This window comes from Meiothermus cerbereus (assembly GCF_051297115.1).
In the GTDB taxonomy this organism is placed as follows: Bacteria; Deinococcota; Deinococci; order Deinococcales; family Thermaceae; genus Meiothermus; species Meiothermus cerbereus_A.
This window is the reverse complement of the sequence record NZ_JBEVAL010000006.1, coordinates 25171-44147: the sequence shown is the minus strand read 5'-3', so window position 1 is coordinate 44147 and position 18977 is coordinate 25171. Positions and strand designations below refer to the sequence as shown.

Sequence of the window (18977 nt, the reverse complement as noted above, 5' to 3'; positions counted from 1 at the left end):
GTCGGCAAGTTTAAAAGAGTAGCCTGGGTAGGAAGGTTACAATGCTCGGGAAAAAATACGCCAGAAGGAGAACCCCCAGCACTACGACAAAAAAAGGCCATCCTTCTTGTATATACGCCTCCACAGAGCATCGCATAACCGAGCAAACCGAGTACATGGAAAGCCCTACCGGTGGGGTCAGCAGCCCTAGGGCGCTGGTCATCACCATCAACACCCCAAAGTGCACCAGATCCAGCCCTAAAGCCTTAGCCGCTGGCACCAGAATAGGGGTCAGAAGAATAATCATCACTGTGGAGTCAAGAATAGTACCCAACAATAAAAGACCCAGCAGAATAATTGCCAGGGCTACATGGGGATCTTCCACCATTCCAACCAAAAACTGAGATAGCGATTGGGGGATCATCTCCCATTTCATTCCATAGCCCAGCAAAGCCGAAGCGGCAATAAGAAAAGCCACCATCCCAATATCCGAAATCGAGTTTTTGAAGGCCCGCGCTACCCGTTCCCAGCTCAGCTCCCGATATATCGCTCCCACCAGCAAGGCATAAACCACCGCAGCGGCCCCTACTTCTGATGGCACAAAAACCCCCGTGCGCAAGGCGAGCAAAAGCAAAATCGGGAACAGTACCGCCCAAAGACCGCCCCATAAAGCTGGCAACGTTTCCTGCAGGGTTGGCCGCTGCGGCAGTTCTGGCAGATAACCTCGCACCCTGGCCAGCAGGGCCACGACCACCATGTAAACCAGGGCCAGCAACACCCCTATCCCAATTCCTCCAGCGAAAAGCTGGCCAATAGAGACTTGACCGATGCTGCCATACAGAATCAGGCCGATACTGGGGGGAATAGCCACTACGATCAGGCCTGTAAATCCCTGAAGCGCGGCCACAAAGGCTGCCGTATAGCCCCTTTTCACCATCTCCGGCCCCAGAATGCGGGCCTGCATGGTAGCGTCGGCAATGGCCGAGCCCGAAACCCCCCCCATGAGCAGGCTTAAAACCACGCTCACCTGGGCCAAGCCTCCCCGGAGGTGGCCGGTAAGGGCGCGAGCAAAAAGTATCAACCGCCTCGTAACCCCCAGTTCGTTCATCAGATTGCCCGCCAGGATAAAAGCCGGGATAGCCAGAAGGGAAAAGTTTTGTGTCTCGGAGAGCAAAAGCTGGGCGGGCATGGTCAGGGGCAGGCTGGGTTGCTGAAAAAAGAAGACCATGCCCCCTATAGCTATCGCAAAGACCACCGGCATACCCAAGAGGAGCAGCAGCAAAAAGACCAACAAACTCAGGAGCATACGTCCCCTTTTAGAGCTAAAAAAGTGCGGCGTATGCGACCCAAAGTAGTCAGCAGAAGCAGAAAGCTACCCGTGCTCACGCTGAGGGTAATCCAAGTGTAGCTAAACCCAGGAATACCCTGAAAAGCCCGAAAGCGGGTAAGGTAGGCCATCTGCAAGCTGTAAAAAAACAGGGTGGTCAAGAATAAAGCCATCAAAATCAGGGTGAATAACCTCACCCCTTGCTGCAGCCTGGGGGGCATGAATTTGAGCAGCAATTCCACTGCTAGGTGCCGATCATGCCTGAGCGCCACATCCGCGCTCAGAAAAACACACCAGGCAAAGGCAAAAGTGGCCAGCTCCATTGACCAGTCCAATGGCCGCCCCAGGAAACGGGCCACCCCTCCCAGAAAAACCACCAGCACCGTAAGAGCTAAAAAGCCCTGGGCTAACCCTTCCTCTAGCCTTAACAAGCGCTGACTCCAGCGAGAACCCATGTACTAACGCCCCAATCCCAGTTGGCTGTAAATTAACCGCCGCACATCCAAAAGCCCCAGCCTCTGGTAAGCTGACAGCCCCGCCTGCCGGAAGGCGTTTAGATCCACATCGCTCACGATGGTCATCCCACGTCGCTGGATCTCCTGTTTTATCCGGGCCTCGTTTTCCTCGATCTGGCGGGAGACCTCCCGACCCGTCCGGCGGCACTCCTCGGTCAGAATCTGGCGATAGTTCATGGGCAACCGACGGTACCAGGCCTCACCCACCACCTGAAAGTTGATGAGAAGGAAGTGCTTGGTCTCGTTCACGTTACGCACAACTTCCCACAGGCTCATATCCGGGATGTTGGCATAAACTAGCTCCACCCCGTCTATAGCCCGCTGCTGAAGGGCACTATAAATCTCCCCGAAGGGCAGGGCCACTGGCGTAGCGCCTAAAGCTCGTACTGATTCCTGCCATACAGGAGCAGGCGGGGTGCGGATCCGCAGCCCATGTAAGTCCTGAGGGGTACGAATGGGCTTATTGGTCATAAAGTGACGGTAACCCTGCACCCAGTTAAAGCACAGCACGCGAATTCCGTACTGGCTGGCCAGCCGGTCCACCCAGGTCTGAATTACCGGCAGGCTAATCAGGCGCTCTACCATCTGGTAGTTATCAACGAAGTAAGGGCCATTAAACACCCCTAGTTCGCGCACATAGTTACCCATGCGGGCTCCATCGGTATTCTGGCCAACCGGAACGCCCTGGCGGAGTTGCTCGATAATATCTTCTTCCACACCCAGTTGGGCACTATGAAAAACCAGAATTTGCAGGTCTCCTTTGGTGCGCTCAGAAACCCGCTGAGCCCACTGCTGCAAACCTGCATGGTAGGGATGACTAGGGCCCAGCACGTGGTTGTAGCGCAGCACGTACGTAGGCGCCCCCAGCGCAACACCCAAAAGCAAAAGCCCACACCAAACTGCCAACCTAAACATTTGTTCCTCCTTTCTCTTTGGTCTCAATATATAACATTTAGTCTCATATACTGTCAACAGTACTACATAGTTCAGCTAGAAATCTCATATAATGAGACCGGTTGCTAACTTATGCCCAAAAAAACAGCAGACCTGACAAAAAAAGGAGTTGGTGGAGCGCAAACGCTTTTTCGGGGGCTTTCTTTACTGGAAAAAGTGGCTGAGGGAGTCCATGACCTCGAGGGCCTGGCAAGCGCGCTGGCATTACACAAAAGCACTGCGCATCGCATTTTGAGCGCTCTGGTTAGCGCAGGTTACCTGCGTCATGAGCCTCGAAAGGGCTACCACTTGGGGCCAAAGCTAATTCGCCTGGGTTTCCGGGCCTATGGACAGCTGCATCTGCCTACGCTGGCTCGAGTCCACCTCGAGGAGCTTCGGCGACTTACCCAGGAAACCGTCCACCTGGCGGTCTTAGAAGGGAAAGAGGTTGTTTACATTGACAAGCTGGCCGGATACAGAGAGTTGCAGCTCGCCTCTCAGATTGGGGCCCGCTTTCCCGCGCAATCAACTGCGCTAGGCAAAGCCTTATTGGCCTGGCTACCTCAAGAACGCTGGAAGGAAGCGTTTATACCCGGCCTAAACCGCACAGCTAAGAGCATCTCGAGCTATGAGGCACTGGAAGCCGAGCTCTTGCGCACGAAAGCCCGTGGCTATGCCCTGGACATGGAGGAAAATGAAGCCGGTGTACGCTGCATCGCCGCAGCAATATTCAATGGCAACAGTGAGCCTGTAGCCGCCGTGAGTATCTCCACCGCTGCGCTATATCTTGCAGAGGAGCGAATACCCGAAGTGGCCAGGCTGGTTGTCGCAACGGCTGAATTCATCAGCAAAGAACTGGGGGCTTAGAGCGATCTTCAGAGAAAATGGCACAAAGCCGATCATAACAAGTGCTGTTCGAGGCTTATTTTTTGCTGCTAGGAGCAGCGGCAAAAATAGCGAAGACCGCGATAACCAAGTTGTTCTACAAGTCCTCTACCCCTTACCATAGGGTCAAATGATCCTGATCCTCAACGGCCCCAACCTGAACCTTCTGGGTAGGCGTGAACCCGAAATTTACGGCCATACCACCCTCGAGGAGCTCGAGGAACTCTGCGAAGCCTGGGGCGCCGAGCTGGGCCTGGGGGTGGCCTGCCGCCAGTCCAACTTCGAAGGGCAGCTCGTGGAATGGATTCAGCAAGCCGCAGATGAGGGCTTCCGGGCCATTGTGCTAAACCCCGGAGCCTTCACCCACTACTCGCTGGCCCTGCTGGACGCCATCCGGGGGCAGCGCCTGCCCGTAGTGGAGGTGCACCTCTCCAACCTTCACGCCCGCGAAGAGTACCGCCGACACTCGGTTACGGCAGCAGCGGCCAAGGGGCTGGTCTCGGGCTTTGGGCCGATGTCCTACAAGATGGCGCTGGTCTATCTGGCCGATCTGTTAGAGGCCCAGTCATGAGGGTGCATTGGCAGGAAGTGGCGATGGTGATCGCCATTGTCTGGATTTTTAGCATCGTCGGGCAAATCCGGCAGATGGGCTTTTGGCCGTCGCTGCTGGCGGGCCTGCTGCTGGGGCTTCTGGCGGGGGCTCTTTACTGGCTTTTGATGCCCTGGGTTATCCGCTGGGCCGCTAAAGGAGTCAAGCCAGCGGAAGAGGCTCCCGAAGAAAACCCCCCTCCCGGTAGGAGGGAGGACGGAAACTCGGACCCTAACGACGCACAAAACGCCAGGCGGTAGGCAGCAGGGCTGCGGCAATGGCCGCTTTGATCAGGTCACCCAGCAAGAAGGGCAGCATTCCGGCCTGCAACACCCCCCAGACCCCGGCATAGCGCCCCGCGCCCGAAAGCGCAAAGCCCAGCCAGGTTACGCCCACGGCATAGATGACCAGGCTGGCCAGCAGCATGGCCCCAAAGGTCTTGAGCACGCTGCGGTCGGTGCCGTAGCGCTCGACCAGGTAGCCCACCAGGTAGGCCGCCAGGGGGAAGGCCAGCAGGTAGCCCGCGGTAAAGGGAATGCGCGGGTGGAACCAGGTGGCCCCCCCGGCAAACACCGGCAGCACCAGGCCCTCGAGCAAGTACACCACCACCGCCAAAAAGCCCAGCCGGCTGCCCAGCGCAGCCCCCACCAAGAGCACCCCCAGGGTCTGCAGGGTGATGGGCACCGGCTGCAAAGGAATTACCGCCTGCGACAAAAGCGCCAGCAAAAAGCTGCCCCCCAGCACCAGCAGCAGGTCGCGCTGCCAGCTTCGGGCCGGGAAAAGGGACTTGGAAAGGGGTAGGTACGGTAGGCTTTGGGTTGGGTTCATCAGCTTCCTCCTAAAAAACCAACGAGCTCCACATCGCCAGCCCCGATGTGGTGGGTTGTGCCCTCGCTTTGCAGCAGCAGCCCGCCATCGGGGGCGATACCGCTGGCCTGGCCCTCTATCACACCCTGCGCCGTGGCCACCCGCACCCGCTGCCCCAGGGTGTAGCTATTGGCCCGGTAGTCCTGCAGAAGCGCCTGGGGGTTGCGTAACTGGGCGTAGCGGGCCTCCAGGCTTGCCAGCAGCCGCGCCAGCACCTGCACGCGGCTAACCGGGCCGAACTCCTCCAGGTCTGCGCCGCCAGGCGGTGCGGCCCCCCGGTGCACATTGAGGCCGATGCCCAGGAGCACCCAGGCCACCTCCTCGCCGCTCACCTGGGCTTCCAGAAGCACCCCCGCCAGCTTGCGCCCGTCCGGGCTTAGCAGGTCGTTGGGCCACTTGAGCCCCCCCACGCCGCAGGCATCGCGCAATGCCAGGCCCGCGGCCAGGGGCAGCAGGGGCAGCGCAGATAGCGGCAACGCAGGGCGCAGCAAAAGCGAGAAGGTAAGGCTTTTGCCCGGCACGCTGGCCCAGGCCCGCCCGCGGCGGCCACGGCCTTTTAGCTGCCGCTCGGCCAGCACCACCGCGCCTTCTTCGGCGCCATCCAGGGCCCAGTTTTTGAGCACCTCCTGGGTGCTGTCAACTGTGCCCAGGTAGGCATAAAATGCGGCAAAACTACCGCTTCGCAGGGCCTCGAGGGCCGCTGGTGTGGGGCTGCCCGGGGTCAGCCGGTAGCCCTGGCCCCGCTGGGTTTCTACCGGGTAGCCGGCCTTGCGTAGCTCGGCAACCTGCTTCCAGACCGCCGTGCGGCTAACCCCCAGGGCTTTAGCCAGCGCTTCGCCGCTCTGGTAATGGTCGTGGAGGTAGCCTAGCAAAGCGGACACGTCAACCAAAATACCCTTTACGGGTTGACAAGTGCAAGGCCCGCAGGTTTCACCATCCCCACTACCGGCCTGTGCAAAAAAAGCCAGTGAAAGCAACGCCCCCGCCCTCAGGCCGGTCGAATCCGGGGCGGGTTGCCTTAGCCTAGCTTAAGGCTGGCTTCAGCTTGGGCGGCTATGTTGGAGGGGCAAGACCCAGGAGTCCAATATGGCCCGTCCCCTCAGTTTTTCCAACGCAACCCACCTGCTGCGCCGCGCGGCTGCCCGAGGACGCAAGGAAGAGGCCCAGCAGCTTGCCGAAATGGGCCTCGAGGCCGCCGTAGAGTTCCTGCTGCGCGACCCCGCCCCAGCCCCCAGCTACCGCACCGCCGCTACCCGCAACGAGCGCGGCCAGCAGCACCGCGAGATTAGCCAGCTCTGGCTCAACCACTGGCTCAGCACCCCCACCCCCGCCGCCGAGCGCATGGTGTTGTTCTGGCACGGCCACCTGACCTCGGAGTTTCGCGAGACCATGGGGGCCCAGGGCATTGACTTCTGGCAGCAATTTGCCACCTTTCGACAACTGGGCTATGGCCCCTATGGCGAACTTCTAAAGGCCATCGCCAAAAACCCGGTGATGCTGCTCTACCTCAACAACGCCCAGAGCCGCAAGGAGCACCCCAACCAGAACTGGGCTCGAGAGCTCTTAGAGCTCTACACCGTAGGCCCCGGCCACTACAGCGAGCAGGACATCCTGGAGGCCGCCCGCGCCTTTACCGGCTGGACCGTGCGGCTGCCCGGCAACCAGCGGCCCCGCGAAGCCAGCGCCAACCTGGCTTTCGAGTACGTCTTTAACCGCAGCTGGCACGACCCCGGCGAAAAAACCTTCCTGGGCAAGCGCGTCAAAAGCGGCGACGAGGTGCTGGAAATCCTGATTGCCCACCCCAAAACCTACGAGTTTGTGGCCCGCAAGCTGCTGCGCTTTTACCTGTGCCCCGAGCCCCCCGAAGCCCTGGTGCAGCAAGGGGCGCGGGTCTTCCGCACCGAGGGCACCCGTGGCTTTTTGCGCTGGCTCTTCACCAGCGAGGTCTTTTATAGCCCCGAGTACCGCAACGCCTTAGTCAAAAGCCCGCTGGAGTACCTGGTGGGGCTATGGTATGCCGCCAGGGTAGAAAAAGTGAGCTTTGAGGAGCGCGCTGGCCGTGCGCTGTACCAGTCCTTAGCGGCCATGGGGCAGATTCCCTTCGACCCGCCCAGCGTGGCCGGATGGGACGGCGGCATGGCCTGGCTGGCCGAGTCACCCTTCCTGACCCGCATCAACCTGCTGGCGAGCTTCGCGGGCCGTGAGCCCCGGCTCGACCTCGAGGTGTTTATGGACCACGCCGACGGCGCGCTGGCCCTGGTTAAGCCCGAGGCACAGCTGCTTTAGGCATAGCGGCATGAGTGAGGTTTATATGAACCGACGCGATTTTATCCAGAAATCGTTGCTGACGCTGGCCCTGGGCCAGGGCGCACCCTCGCTGCTCTCCAAAACCGCCCTGGCGGCCCAGTCCAAAGACAAAATTCTGGTGGTGGTCAACCTGTTCGGCGGCAACGACCAGCTCAACACCCTGGTGCCTTACCGCAACGAGCTGTACTACCGCCTGCGCCCCAACATCGCCGTCAAGCGCGAAGAGGTGCTCGAGCTCGGCGCGAACGGGCAACGCCTGGGCCTGCACCCCGAACTGAGGCCCCTGATGCAGATGTGGAACAACGGGGAGCTGGCCCTCGTTCCCCAGGTGGGCTACCCCAACCCCAACCGCAGCCACTTTATCTCCACCTCCATCTGGCACACCGCCGACCCCAGCCAACGCCAGGAAACCGGCTGGCTGGGCCGCTGGGGCGACCTGCAGGATGACCCCTTCTGCGACACCTTTCTGGGCGGGGCCACCCCCCAGGCCCAGATGGGCGAACGCCGCAGTGCGCCGGCCATCAGCAGCATCGACACCTTCAGCATCCGGCTGCCCCGGCCCTTCGAGGACGCCTTCAACAAAGAAGCCCTGCGCCTTCGCAGCGGCACCGCCGAAGAGGTTCGCCGGGCCATGCTCGCGCTGCGCGGCGCACTGGACAAGGTCGGCCAGCTACGCCAGGTCAAGAACCAGGCCCAGTACCCCGAAAATGCCTTTGGCCGCAGCATGGCCGACATCGCCCGCATGATTGCCGGTGGGCTGGGCAGCAGCGTCTACTACACCACCCTGGGGGGCTGGGACACCCACGCCGGGCAGCCCCCGCGCCAAGCCGAGCTTTTAGGGTATGTGGCCCAGGCCATGGCGGCCTTTCGGGCCGACCTGAGGGCCATTGGCCGGGACAGGGACGTGATGGTGATGGTCTTTAGCGAATTTGGTCGCCAGGTCGCCGAAAACGCCTCTTTTGGCACCGACCACGGCGAAGGCGGCCTGATGCTGGTGATGGGTGGCGGCATCAGGGGTGGGCTTTACGGCAGCGAGCCGGATCTGGAGAACCTCGAGCTCAACGCCCTCAAGTACCAGACCGACTTCCGCAACGTCTATGCCACCGCCCTGCAGTGGATTGCCGCCAACCCGCGACAGGTGCTGGGGGGCGATTTCCAGGCCCTGGGGCTGATATAGAGCGCTCTTCACAGCTATTGAGCTGCCCATAACCAGGTTGCTTTGTCCTGCACAGCACAGTTGCCTCCCGGATGGGAGGCCGCGTCTGCGAAGGGTGCGAAAAACCTCGCCATAGTCATTTCGTTTGGGAGCAGACCCCAGTGCGCCTGGGTTTGCAAGGGGCTCCCGTCTGTGTCTTAGGTGGGGGCCTGCTATCAAATGGCAGATTTTAGATTTATAATCCAAAAAGCATGAAACGCAACAAGGAGTTTGCCAACCGCCTCCATGCGCTATCGCCCAAGTTTGCCTATGTGCCGCAGGAAGACCGCTTCCTGATGAACCCCGGCCCCCTCAAGTACCGCTTCAACGTGATTGGGGTGGGGGTGAATGGGCAGGAGCACCTCCGGGTGACCCTGCTCGAGGGTAGCTGTACCATCCACGGCGTCTACGATCCCAACCCCACCAGCCTGGAGGCCGCCCGGCGCATCAAGGCCCAGTTCAGCCAGGAGCCGCTGGTGGTCTACGAGAGCCTCGAGGCCGCCTGCCACGACCCCGCGGTGGACGGGCTGATCATCTGCACCCCCAACCACACCCACCTCGAGGTGCTCAAGGTGGCGGTGCAGTCGGGCAAGCACATCCTGCTGGAAAAGCCCATGGCCACCAACCTGCAAGACGCCTACGAAATCTGGCAGATCGCGCAAAACTACCCCAAGGTGCTGCAAATTGGCCTGCAGTACCGCTTCAAGCCCATCTACGTGGAGGCCCTCCACGAGGCCAAGGTGCGCCGCAGCCTGGGCGAGATCAAGACCCTGACCATCCTCGAGCACCGCGAGCCGTTCCTGGACAAAGTGAAGCAGTGGAACAAGTTTTCCCAGTACTCCGGCGGCACCCTGGTGGAAAAGTGCTGCCACTACTTCGACCTGTTCAACCTCTTCGCCGAGTCTAGGCCGGTGAGCGTCTACGCCTCCGGCAGCCAGGCGGTAAACTTCCGCGACTTCGAGTACGGCGGCCTAAAGTCGGACATCCTGGACAACGCCTTTGTGATTGTGGAGTACCAAAACGGCATCCGGGCCAACTTTAATCTGTGCATGTTCGCGCCCATGGTCTACGAGGAAATGGTCATCTGCGGCGACGAGGGCCGCCTTAAGGCCAGCGAGGGCGTCAACGGCCAGGCCTACTCCAAGTGGGAGAACTACCTCGAGGTCATCTGCCTGCCCGACCGCACCTCCCGCACCATGACCCCCAGCTACCCCGCCCTCATCGAGGAAAGCGGCCACAGCGGGGCCACCTACTACGAGCACCTGCGCTGGATCGAGGCCATGGACGGCCAACCTAATACCGCGGCCACCGCCGAAGAGGGCTTCTGGAGCGTGGTGGTGGGGGTGGCGGCGGAGGAGTCGGTGAAGCGGGGGGAAAAGGTGTGGGTGAAGGAGTTGCTCGAGGGGAGTGGGTTGGGGCATTTGGCGTAGAGCGATTCTCGGAGAAAACCCATCATGCCGAGCCTGTATAGAGACACGTGCCCGACCTGGCTAGGCGGCTGCCCATTCCGCCGACAGTAGCGCGGCTTGCTCGAGTACCGTCTGGGTGGCTTTCTCCTGCTTATCGGGCGGATAGCCGTATTTGCGCAGCGTGCGTTTGACCAGCACGCGCAGCTGCGCCCGCACATTCTCGCGCAAGGTCCAGTCGAGGGTTACGTTGTTGCGCACCGTCCGTACCAGTTCGCGGGCAATTTCCCGCAGGGTTGCATCGCCCAATACCTTGACTGCGCTATCGTTGGTCTCGAGGGCATCGTAGAAGGCCAGCTCATCCTCGGATAAGCCGAGTTTCTCGCCACGCGCGTTGGCTTCGCGCATATCCTGGGCAAGCGCGATGAGCTCCTCAATCACCTGTGCGGCCTCGATGGCACGGTTCTGGTAACGGCGGATGGTCTGCTCGAGCATCTCGGCAAACGATCTTGCCTGCACCAGGTTCTTTTGCCCTCGAGCCCTTATCTCCCCCTTGAGCAGCTTTTGCAAGAGCTCAACCGCGAGGTTCTTCTGCGGCATCCCCCGCACCTCGGATAAAAACTCGTCGGAGAGAATGGAGATGTCTGGCTTCTTGAGGCCCGCCGCTGCGAAGATATCCACCACACCCTCGGGCGCCACCGCGCGGGCGATAATCTGACGCACGGCCTGCTCGAGTTCCTCCTCGGGTCGTGCCTGGCCTGGCGCGCGTTTAGCCAGCACCGTTTGCACGGCCTGGAAGAAGGCCACATCATCGCGGATCCAGAGCGCCTCTTGGTGGGGTACCGCCAGGGCAAAAGCCTGCGACAGCTCGCGCACCGCACGCAAGAGCCGATCCTTGCCGTTCTCCTGCTTGAGGATGTGCTCCTGTGCGGCGGGCAAAAGGCCCAGCCGCTCCGTCGGCGTGCCAGTAATCCACCTCGACCAATCGAAGCCGTAAAAGAGACCGCAGCAAATCTCGTACTTCTCGCACATGAGCGCCACCGCCTCTTCCTGATTGAGCGCAGTGCGTCCGGTGCCGCCGCTCTCGGTGTAGGTCGCCAGCGCGGCTTTAAGCTCGGGGGCCAAGCCCAGGTAGTCCACCACCAGCCCGCCGGGCTTGTCACGGAAGACCCGGTTCACCCGCGCGGTGGCCTGCATCAGACCGTGGCCCCGCATGGGCTTATCCAGGTACATGGTGTGCAGGCTGGGGGCGTCGAAGCCGGTGAGCCACATATCGCGCACGATGACCAGCCTAAAGTCATCTTTGGGATCGCGGAAACGTTTGGCCAGCGCTTCACGGCGTGGTTTGTTGCGGATGTGCGGCTGCCAGTCGAGCGGGTCGGAAGCGGAACCGGTCATCACAATCTTGATGGTGCCCTTTTCGTCGTCGTCGTGGTGCCATTGGGGCCTGAGACGCACAATCTCGTGGTAGAGCTCCACGCAAATGCGCCGACTCATGCAGACAACCATAGCCTTGCCGTCCATCGCCTCGAGCCGCTGTTCGAAGTGCTGGACAATATCCTCCGCCACCAAGCGCAGCCGCCTTGCCGCACCCACGATGGCCTCGAGCTGCGCCCATTTGCTCTTGAGTTTCTCCTTGCGCTCGAGTTCCTCTCCCTCGGTAACTTCCTCGAATTCCTCGTCAATCTGTGGCTTGAGTTCCTCGGGCAGATCGAGCTTAGCCAGGCGGCTTTCGTAGTAGATGGGCACCGTGGCCCCGTCCTCTACGGCGCGTTGGATGTCGTAGATACTGATGTAGTCACCAAAGACAGCGCGGGTGTTGGCATCCTGAAGCTCAATCGGGGTTCCGGTAAAGCCGATAAAGGAGGCGCCCGGCAGGGCGTCGCGCATGTGGCGGGCGAAGCCGTCGATAAAGTCGTACTGGCTGCGGTGCGCTTCATCGGCGATGACCACAATGTTGCGCCGCTCAGAGAGCCTCGGGTAGCGGTCGCCTTTTTCTTCGGGCATGAACTTCTGGATGGTAGTGAAGACCACCCCACCCGACTGCACCGAGAGCAGCTCGCGCAGGTGGGCGCGGCTTTCGGCCTGCACCGGTGGCTGGCGCAGCAGCTCCTGGCAACGGGCAAAAGTGCTGTAGAGCTGGTCGTCCAGGTCGTTGCGGTCGGTGAGCACCACCAGGGTAGGGTTTTCCATGACCGGTTCGCGGATGATGCGCCCGGCATAAAACGCCATGGTCAGGCTTTTGCCCGAGCCTTGGGTATGCCAGACCACGCCGATACGCCGGTCGCCCGGCTGACCCCCCTTGCCCTCCCGTTGGGCCAGGGCAGCCCGCAGCGTCTCTTGTACCGCCACCTGTACTGCGTGGAACTGGTGGTAGCCCGCCATTTTCTTGATCAATCGTCCGCTGCCGTCGTCTTCAAAAACGATAAAGTCGCGCACCAGGTCGAGGAAGCGGTGCGGTGCGAACACCCCCTCGAGCACCACTTGCAGCTCGGGCATCTTGGCATCGGCCAGGCGGTCACCGGCTACTGTACGCCAGGGCTTGAACCACTCCCGCCCCGCCCCAATCACCCCTACGCGCGCCCCCACCCCATCGGAGACCACCAGCACCGCATTGGGCGCAAAGAGCGAGGGGATTTCGGCCTGGTAGGTCTGGAGTTGCCGAAACGCGCTCCAGATGGTGGCTTCTTCGTCGGCGGCGTTCTTCAGTTCCACCACCACCAGCGGCAGGCCGTTGACGAACAGCACCACGTCCGGCCGGCGGTGGTGCTTGTTTTCCACCACAGTGAACTGATTAACTGCGAGCCAGTCGTTGTTGGTTGGGTTGTCAAAGTCGATTACCTTGGCCTGCACACCGCGAATGGCGCCCTCGGCCGTCCGGTACTCCACGGTTACGCCGTTCACCAGCAGGCGGTGTTGCCCGCGGTTTCGTTGGATCAAGTCCGAACCCTCGGGCCGGGTGAGCTTGCGGAAGGCATCCTCGAGTGCCTCAGTAGGTAGCTCAGGGTTAAGCCGCGCCAGCGCGCCGCGCAGACGTTGCTCCAGAACCACCTGGCTGTAATCGGTGCGCTCGGGCGCGGCTCCGTCCGGTGCAATGTCGGGGCCGTGGACAACCTGCCAACCCACTGCCTCGAGCCAGGACAGGGCAGCCTGTTCAACCACGGATTCGGTCATCTGCGCCATGATTCATCTCTCGTGGGGGTAGATTCCAGCCCCACCCCCACAACCGGATTTTCCCCGTCAAGTGCCCATTTTATGGGGTTATTCAAGATGTATTGGCGAATGCGGTTCAGCGATGCGTCGTCTCGGATGATGTGTTCGTAATAATTGCGTTGCCAGACCGGCGTACCGGTTGTGCCGCGATGTTCGTTAATACGCCGGGCAGAAAATGTTTTGAATTGACGGACGATTTCCGGCAATCCGTGGCGTTTCGTTGGCGTGGGGGTGGGTTCTGCGGTTGTTGTTGGGGCGGGCGTGGTTGTTGTTGCCGTAGGGGTGGGTTCGGCGGTCGTCGTTGTTGTTACCGTAGGGGTGGGTTCCGAACCCACCCCTACGGAACCCACCCCTACGGAACCCACCCCTACAACGCCACCATTCACGATGACCACAACCCCGTGTACGTGATTGGGCATAACCACGAACGCATCCAAAACCACGTTCGATACATGGTTGGGCAGGTCGAACCAGACATCCCGGACAATCCGGCCATATTCGTTCAAATGCATTTCGTCATCTGCGACCTCGCCAAATAGGCATTCCCGACCATGCGTGCAGATGGTAATGAAATACGCCCCCGCCTGGGTGTAGTCGTACCCCCTCAGCCGGATGCTGCGGCGGTGGTGGCGCGCCGGGTCGTATTTCACAGCCCCCGCCCCTCCAAAAACCGTTCCGCATCCTTCACCCGCAGCTCGCCGGAGATGAGCTTGGGTAAGAGCGCATCGCGCAGGGCGGCGAGAGTGCGGGACTCATGATCGATAACTTCGATCCTGCTATCTAGCGGCGCAGCCCGTCGTTCGAACTCCTCCACGAGACTTCGCGGAGGCACCACGCAAGCAATGCCGTGGAAGTCCTTCTTGCCAATCGAGCCGAAGACTGTCCCCTCAGCCTCGAAGCGAAGGAACACATCCTCCAGCGCGCGCATGAACTGATACGAGTAGGAACGACTTCCCGTCTTGTGGCGAGCGGCCGCCACACCGCGCCCAATCGCGCAGTCCTCCGCTGCCATGTTGATATCGCCGACGGGGGCTCGCACACTGATAAGCGTATCGCCTTTCTTAGCAAACCTCGTCGGAGCTGTGCAGTACACACGGCGAGTTGGGAAGCGGAAGCCAAAGTCTGTTCGCCCTTGGTAGAACGGCACTCCTTCGCCAACTTCGTTGTAGGTGTGCCCCGGGGGAGATTGGCCCATTGTGAGGTCGAACTCGTCATCCACGCACCCAACCCCCCACCCCTCCGGAATCTCCCCCAACTCCGAGTCCACCAGGCGATCCGGGAAGAGGTCGTAGAGGTGAGCGGGGAGACCTGGGAGCGACTGGCCGCGCTGCCAGCGGCCCTCCATCTTGGCACGCACCGGCTCGAAGTCCACGAACCACGACTTGAAGAGCGCTCGAGCCATCCCCTCGAGCGTCTCGCTCATCCGCCGGTTTAGCTCGAGCTTGTCGTCCAGCGTGCCGAGGATATGCGCGATGGCGCGCTGTTCGGGAAGTAGAGGGACTGAAACTTTCAGTGCGTGTGCTGCATCCCGGTTTAATCCCGGCACCGCGCTATCTGCATTCATGTGCTCCAGGCCCAGCGCCTTCAACAGGTAGTACTTGAAGCGAAGCACGCATGGGTCAGGGTCGACCACATAGAAGGTGGTATCAATGGGCCAGCACGGTTTCGGGCTATAGTGAACTGCACCGACAGTTCCTTTACGCCCTATAACAACTGTTGGGCCAGAGGTCAAAGCTTCGCTGTGAAAACCGACCACACCATTTGAGCCGAAGACGGGAACGTGGCCAGAGGAATCGCGCCGATGTTCTGGCAATCCCTTGCCGTAAGCAAAGGGAGCGAACGCCCCTACGGTAACTTTGTTCCACTCACCCGCCATACCCCAGCTCCTCCAACCGTTTCACAAGCGCCTCGATCTGGTGTTTTAGAACGGGGAGGTCTCTTTCCACCGTCCTCCAGACTTCCAGCAAGTCCACCCCGAAATACTCGTGAACGACCACATTCCGCATGGCGACAATCTGTGCCCAGGGTATCTCGGGGTGGGACTCATGAAAGGCTTTGCCGAGCCGGGCAGCCGCCTCTCCGATGAGCTGAATGTGGTACAAAACCCAGGTCTGGATCAGCTCTTCCTGCTCAAACGCCTCTTGGCCCCGGGCGGCATAGCGCTCGATCTTGGCGATGGCGTCCAAAATGTCTTTCAAGCGTTCCTGGGGTTTCCTCATAGTGGGACGGCCTCTTGTAACACCCGCTCCCGAATCTGGGGCTTGATACCGCGACTGCTCACCACGTCCACCTTGACCCCCACCAGCTCCTGGAGCTCGAGCCAAAGCCCGGCATGGTCCAGCAGGCTGCGGCTGGGCTCGAAGTCAACAACGAGGTCAAGGTCGCTTTGTTCGTCCGCCTCTCCGCGGGCGACGGAGCCGAAGACCCGCACATTGCGGGCACCGTACTTGGCGCACACCTTCAGGATTTCCTCGCGTTTGACGTGCAACAGCTCCTCAAGCGTCATAGCCCAGCTCCCTCAGGTTCTTCCGGATGGCCTCATCCAGCCGTCGGGCTTCGGCTTGCTGCTGGGCAAGCTGCGCCACCAGCCGCTGCATCTTCTCCTCGAACGGCTCGCCGTCGTCGGCCTGCGCCTCGGCGCCCACGTAGCGACCCGGCGTGAGCACGTAGCCGTGCTTACGCACCTCGTCCAGCGTGGCGCTCTTGCAGAAGCCGGGGATATCCTGGTACTTGGGCAGACTACCATCTGCCCCTACACCGCGCCAGGCGTGGTAGGTGTCGGCAATCCGCTTGATCTCCTCGTCGGTAAGTTCGCGGTGGGTGCGGTCTACCATGCGGCCCATCTTGCGGGCGTCAATGAACAGGATTTCTCCGCGGCGGTCGCGGTAGGAGCGGGTCAGTGACCCGCCCTTACCCGAGCGGTCGCGCGCGAGAAACCACAAACACGCGGGGATTTGTGTTGAGTAGAAGAGCTGGTTCGGCAGCGCCACCATGCAGTCCACCAGGTTGGCCTCGATGATGTTTTTGCGAATCTCGCCCTCGCCGGATTGGTTGGAGGACATCGAGCCATTGGCAAGCACAAATCCGGCCACGCCGGTTGGCGCGAGGTGATGGATGATGTGTTGCACCCAGGCAAAGTTGGCGTTTCCCACCGGCGGCACGCCGTACTGCCAGCGCTTGTCGTCGCGCAGCCGCTCTCCGCCCCAGTCGGAGACGTTGAAGGGCGGGTTCGCCAGGATGAAGTCGGCCTTGAGGTCGGGGAAGTGGTCGTTGTGGAAGGTGTCGCCGTGGGCGATCTGGCCCTCGATGCCGCGGATGGCCAGGTTCATCTTGGCCAGGCGCCAGGTGGTGTAGTTGGACTCCTGCCCGTAGATCGAGATGTCGGCGCGTGCGCGGGTCGGTGACCCGCCCCTACGGCCGCCGTTGCCGTTGCCATTAGCGTGAGCGCGAATGAACTCCATCGACTGCACGAACATGCCCGAGGAACCGCAGCAGGGGTCGTAGACGCGCCCGCGGTAGGGCTCGAGCATCTCCACCAACAGCTTCACCACAGAGCGCGGGGTGTAGAACTCGCCGCCCTTTTTGCCTTCGGCGCTGGCGAATTGGGAGAGGAAATACTCGTAGACGCGCCCCAACACATCCTTGGCGCGGGCTTCTTCATCGCCAACCCTAATGTTGCTGATGAGGTCGATGAGCTGGCCCAGGCGGGTTTTGTCCAGCGCGGGGCGGGCGTAGTCCTTGGGCAGCACCCCCTTCAAGGCCGGATTGTCGCGTTCAATGCCAGCCATGGCGTTGTCCACGAGCTGGCCGATGGTGGGCTGTTTGGCTTGTGCCTTGAGGTGTGCCCAGCGGGCCTCGGGCGGAACCCAGAAGATGTTCTGGGCGCGGTATTCGTCCGGGTCTTCGGGGTCGGCACCCTGGGCCCGTTCGGCCTCGAGCTTCGCGTGGTGCTCCTCGAAGGCGTCGGAGATGTATTTGAGGAAGATCAGGCCAAGAACCACATGCTTGTACTCGGCGGCATCCATGCTGCCGCGCAGGGCATCGGCCATCTGCCAGAGTTGGGATTCATAACCTACGGTTGCAGAGTTACTTGCCTTGTTTGTGCTGTTCTTACGCTTTGCCAATGTCCACCTCGACCTTTTCTTTGCAAATGGCGCTTACAACCCTCTTTCAACGTCTCCAATAACGCGCTACGTGTCCATATTATCCAAATGATCCATTGCCCCAAAACCGCTTGACCTTGTATTTTTGCCGCATACTAACCCACCCCTGCCCATTTCAGACGGCAATTTGCACTTGACGCGCCCGCTGCCAAGCCAGCCACCCCTCAGTCACGCTCGAGTCATCCTGCAGTGTGTACCCTGGTAGAGAACCTGAGGAGGTACGGGCATGAAAAAGCTGTTTGGGCTTATGGCGGCGGTGCTGTGGCTGGGGTGGGGGGTAGCCCTGGCCGATAGCTTCGACATTTTCGAGTACACCCCACCCCAGGGGTGGAAGAAAACCAACCTGCAGGGCGGGGTGATGCTGTCGCTGCAAACCAAAGAATCGTTTGGCGGCATTGTGCTGTATGCCAGCGTGCCCGCCGGCAACAACCCCGAGCAAAACTTTAAGGGCGAGTGGAAGCGGCTGGTGGAAGAGGGGCTGGGGCTGTCGGGTGAGCCCACCACCGAGATGGGGCCACCCAACGGCGAGTATCAGAACATGGCGGGGGGCATTGCGGCCACACAGGACGGGCTCAACTACGTGGTGCTGCTCTCCACCTTTACCGGCAACGGGCGCGCGGCCAGCGTGCTCTACATTACCACCGACGAAAAGCACTTCGACCTGTTCGACCGGTTCAACAGCACGCTCAGGCTCAACAAGCCCAAAGCGGCCCAGGCGCCTCCGGCCAATGCGGCCCGTCCGCCCGCCAACGCACCGGCCAGCAACCGCACCATCGCCACCCCCACCACCCGCTTCAACGACGGCTGGGTGGCCACCATCGAGCAGGGCTTCGTGCGGGTGGCCAAGGGCGAGGTGGTGGTGCTATTGCACTATGGCCTGCCGCTGCCAGAGAACATGTGGGTGATGGGCAACGAGCAGGAGCGGGTGGGCTACTACTGGAACCGTCTGGTGGCCTCTCGCTACCGGGTGGACGAGCTCAAGGTCTTCAAAAATGACATCTGTTATTTTTGCCTCTATTTTGGCGAGGGCAGCGCAACCGAGATTGCCACCGGCGCACGCAAGCACGTGGCCCTCTACATCTCGTTTGACAAGGGCCTGGGCTACGCCGTCCAGGTGATGGCCCCCAGCTTTGCCGCCTTTCAAAAAGAGTTTCCCAACATCGAGGCGGTGGGCAAGATGTACGGCTACAACAAGTTTGCGGTCAAAGCTGCCGACCTAACCGGCACGTGGAAAGATAGCAGTTCCGCCGCAGGCCAGTACTACAACTCCATCACCGGCGCGTATGCCGGCATGAACGTGGTGAGCAGCGCGCATAGCTTCAGCTTCAACCGCGACGGCACCTATAGCTCCAGCCACGTGGGGGCCAGCGGCTTTGTGGGCTCACAGCAGTTCTACTCGCAAAAATACCAGGGCCGCATGACCCTGAACGACTGGCAGATGAGCCTGACCAACCGCTTCAACAACAAGACCGAGGTGTTCGAGGCCTACTTCGAGATGACCGGAGCCGGGCCGGTGCTGAACCTGATTCAGGTGGGGGCACGGGGCATCCACTACCGGCTGGTGCGGGAGTAGCCGGGCTCTACCCCAGTAAAAGCCC

At 60.9% G+C, this 18977-nt stretch carries 18 protein-coding genes and 1 pseudogene; 8 read left to right on the top strand and 11 right to left on the bottom strand.

The window, feature by feature from the left end:
- Positions 1–10 precede the first annotated feature (10 nt).
- Genes ABWU19_RS02425 through ABWU19_RS02415 form a run of 3 tightly spaced genes read right to left on the bottom strand, consistent with a single transcriptional unit; the run spans position 11 to position 2736 of the window.
- Entirely contained in the window at positions 11–1285 is a 1275-nt protein-coding gene (locus ABWU19_RS02425; RefSeq protein WP_435900178.1) for a TRAP transporter large permease, read from the bottom strand.
- Complete coding sequence (locus tag ABWU19_RS02420; RefSeq protein ID WP_435900177.1) at positions 1276–1737, bottom strand: TRAP transporter small permease; 462 nt, start codon at positions 1735–1737, stop codon at positions 1276–1278. The genes ABWU19_RS02425 and ABWU19_RS02420 overlap by 10 nt, the downstream gene beginning before the upstream one ends.
- A gap of 27 nt (positions 1738–1764) precedes the next feature.
- Complete coding sequence (locus tag ABWU19_RS02415) at positions 1765–2736, bottom strand: C4-dicarboxylate TRAP transporter substrate-binding protein (RefSeq protein ID WP_435900176.1); 972 nt, start codon at positions 2734–2736, stop codon at positions 1765–1767.
- A 111-nt stretch (positions 2737–2847) separates the two neighbouring features.
- Here ABWU19_RS02415 and ABWU19_RS02410 point away from each other — a divergent pair.
- The 4 genes and pseudogenes from ABWU19_RS02410 to ABWU19_RS02395 all read left to right on the top strand — a co-directional run.
- A pseudogene (locus ABWU19_RS02410) lies at positions 2848–3036 on the top strand (helix-turn-helix domain-containing protein); the annotation flags it as partial.
- 27 nt (positions 3037–3063) lie between these two features.
- Positions 3064–3621 (top strand): IclR family transcriptional regulator, encoded by a 558-nt coding sequence (locus ABWU19_RS02405; protein ID WP_435900206.1) that lies wholly within the window; start codon positions 3064–3066, stop codon positions 3619–3621.
- Positions 3622–3769: 148 nt separating this feature from the next.
- The gene (gene aroQ / locus ABWU19_RS02400) at positions 3770–4210 is read left to right on the top strand and encodes a type II 3-dehydroquinate dehydratase (RefSeq protein WP_435900175.1); all 441 of its coding nucleotides are present in this window, start codon (positions 3770–3772) and stop codon (positions 4208–4210) included.
- Positions 4207–4488: a hypothetical protein gene (locus tag ABWU19_RS02395; protein WP_435900174.1), complete on the top strand. Its 282-nt coding sequence runs from the start codon at positions 4207–4209 to the stop codon at positions 4486–4488. Before aroQ ends, ABWU19_RS02395 begins: the two co-directional genes overlap by 4 nt.
- On the opposite strand, the gene ABWU19_RS02390 is transcribed toward ABWU19_RS02395, so the two are convergent.
- A complete protein-coding gene (locus tag ABWU19_RS02390) occupies positions 4460–5056 on the bottom strand; it encodes a biotin transporter BioY (RefSeq protein WP_435900173.1) in 597 nt (198 codons plus the stop codon). The two genes, ABWU19_RS02395 and ABWU19_RS02390, sit on opposite strands and share 29 nt — an antisense overlap.
- Positions 5056–5976, bottom strand: coding sequence for a biotin--[acetyl-CoA-carboxylase] ligase (locus tag ABWU19_RS02385; RefSeq protein ID WP_435900172.1), 921 nt, complete (start codon positions 5974–5976; stop codon positions 5056–5058). Before ABWU19_RS02385 ends, ABWU19_RS02390 begins: the two co-directional genes overlap by 1 nt.
- Positions 5977–6181: 205 nt before the next feature.
- Between ABWU19_RS02385 and ABWU19_RS02380 the strand changes: the two genes are divergently transcribed.
- From ABWU19_RS02380 to ABWU19_RS02370, 3 genes are all read left to right on the top strand, one after another.
- The gene (locus ABWU19_RS02380) at positions 6182–7381 is read left to right on the top strand and encodes a DUF1800 domain-containing protein (protein WP_435900171.1); all 1200 of its coding nucleotides are present in this window, start codon (positions 6182–6184) and stop codon (positions 7379–7381) included.
- A 25-nt stretch (positions 7382–7406) separates the two neighbouring features.
- Positions 7407–8579: a DUF1501 domain-containing protein gene (locus ABWU19_RS02375; RefSeq protein WP_435900170.1), complete on the top strand. Its 1173-nt coding sequence runs from the start codon at positions 7407–7409 to the stop codon at positions 8577–8579.
- Positions 8580–8809: 230 nt separating this feature from the next.
- Positions 8810–10027, top strand: coding sequence for a Gfo/Idh/MocA family protein (locus ABWU19_RS02370; RefSeq protein ID WP_435900169.1), 1218 nt, complete (start codon positions 8810–8812; stop codon positions 10025–10027).
- A 60-nt stretch (positions 10028–10087) separates the two neighbouring features.
- On the opposite strand, the gene ABWU19_RS02365 is transcribed toward ABWU19_RS02370, so the two are convergent.
- The 6 genes from ABWU19_RS02365 to ABWU19_RS02340 are packed head-to-tail and all read right to left on the bottom strand — an operon-like array spanning position 10088 to position 17340.
- Complete coding sequence (locus tag ABWU19_RS02365) at positions 10088–13177, bottom strand: type I restriction endonuclease subunit R (RefSeq protein ID WP_435900168.1); 3090 nt, start codon at positions 13175–13177, stop codon at positions 10088–10090.
- A complete protein-coding gene (locus tag ABWU19_RS02360) occupies positions 13174–13866 on the bottom strand; it encodes a transposase (protein WP_435900167.1) in 693 nt (230 codons plus the stop codon). Before ABWU19_RS02360 ends, ABWU19_RS02365 begins: the two co-directional genes overlap by 4 nt.
- Positions 13863–15092, bottom strand: a complete 1230-nt coding sequence (locus ABWU19_RS02355; protein ID WP_435900166.1) for a restriction endonuclease subunit S — start codon at positions 15090–15092, stop codon at positions 13863–13865. The genes ABWU19_RS02360 and ABWU19_RS02355 overlap by 4 nt, the downstream gene beginning before the upstream one ends.
- On the bottom strand, positions 15082–15435 hold the full coding sequence (locus tag ABWU19_RS02350; protein WP_435900165.1) for a HepT-like ribonuclease domain-containing protein: 354 nt from the start codon (positions 15433–15435) through the stop codon (positions 15082–15084). Before ABWU19_RS02350 ends, ABWU19_RS02355 begins: the two co-directional genes overlap by 11 nt.
- The gene (locus tag ABWU19_RS02345) at positions 15432–15722 is read right to left on the bottom strand and encodes a nucleotidyltransferase family protein (protein WP_435900164.1); all 291 of its coding nucleotides are present in this window, start codon (positions 15720–15722) and stop codon (positions 15432–15434) included. Before ABWU19_RS02345 ends, ABWU19_RS02350 begins: the two co-directional genes overlap by 4 nt.
- Positions 15712–17340 carry a type I restriction-modification system subunit M gene (locus ABWU19_RS02340; RefSeq protein WP_435900163.1) on the bottom strand — a complete coding sequence of 543 codons (1629 nt, stop codon included), beginning with the start codon at positions 17338–17340 and terminating at the stop codon, positions 15712–15714. The genes ABWU19_RS02345 and ABWU19_RS02340 overlap by 11 nt, the downstream gene beginning before the upstream one ends.
- A gap of 265 nt (positions 17341–17605) precedes the next feature.
- On the opposite strand from ABWU19_RS02340, the gene ABWU19_RS02335 reads away from it, so the two are divergent.
- Complete coding sequence (locus ABWU19_RS02335; RefSeq protein ID WP_435900162.1) at positions 17606–18952, top strand: hypothetical protein; 1347 nt, start codon at positions 17606–17608, stop codon at positions 18950–18952.
- Positions 18953–18977: the final 25 nt, after the last annotated feature.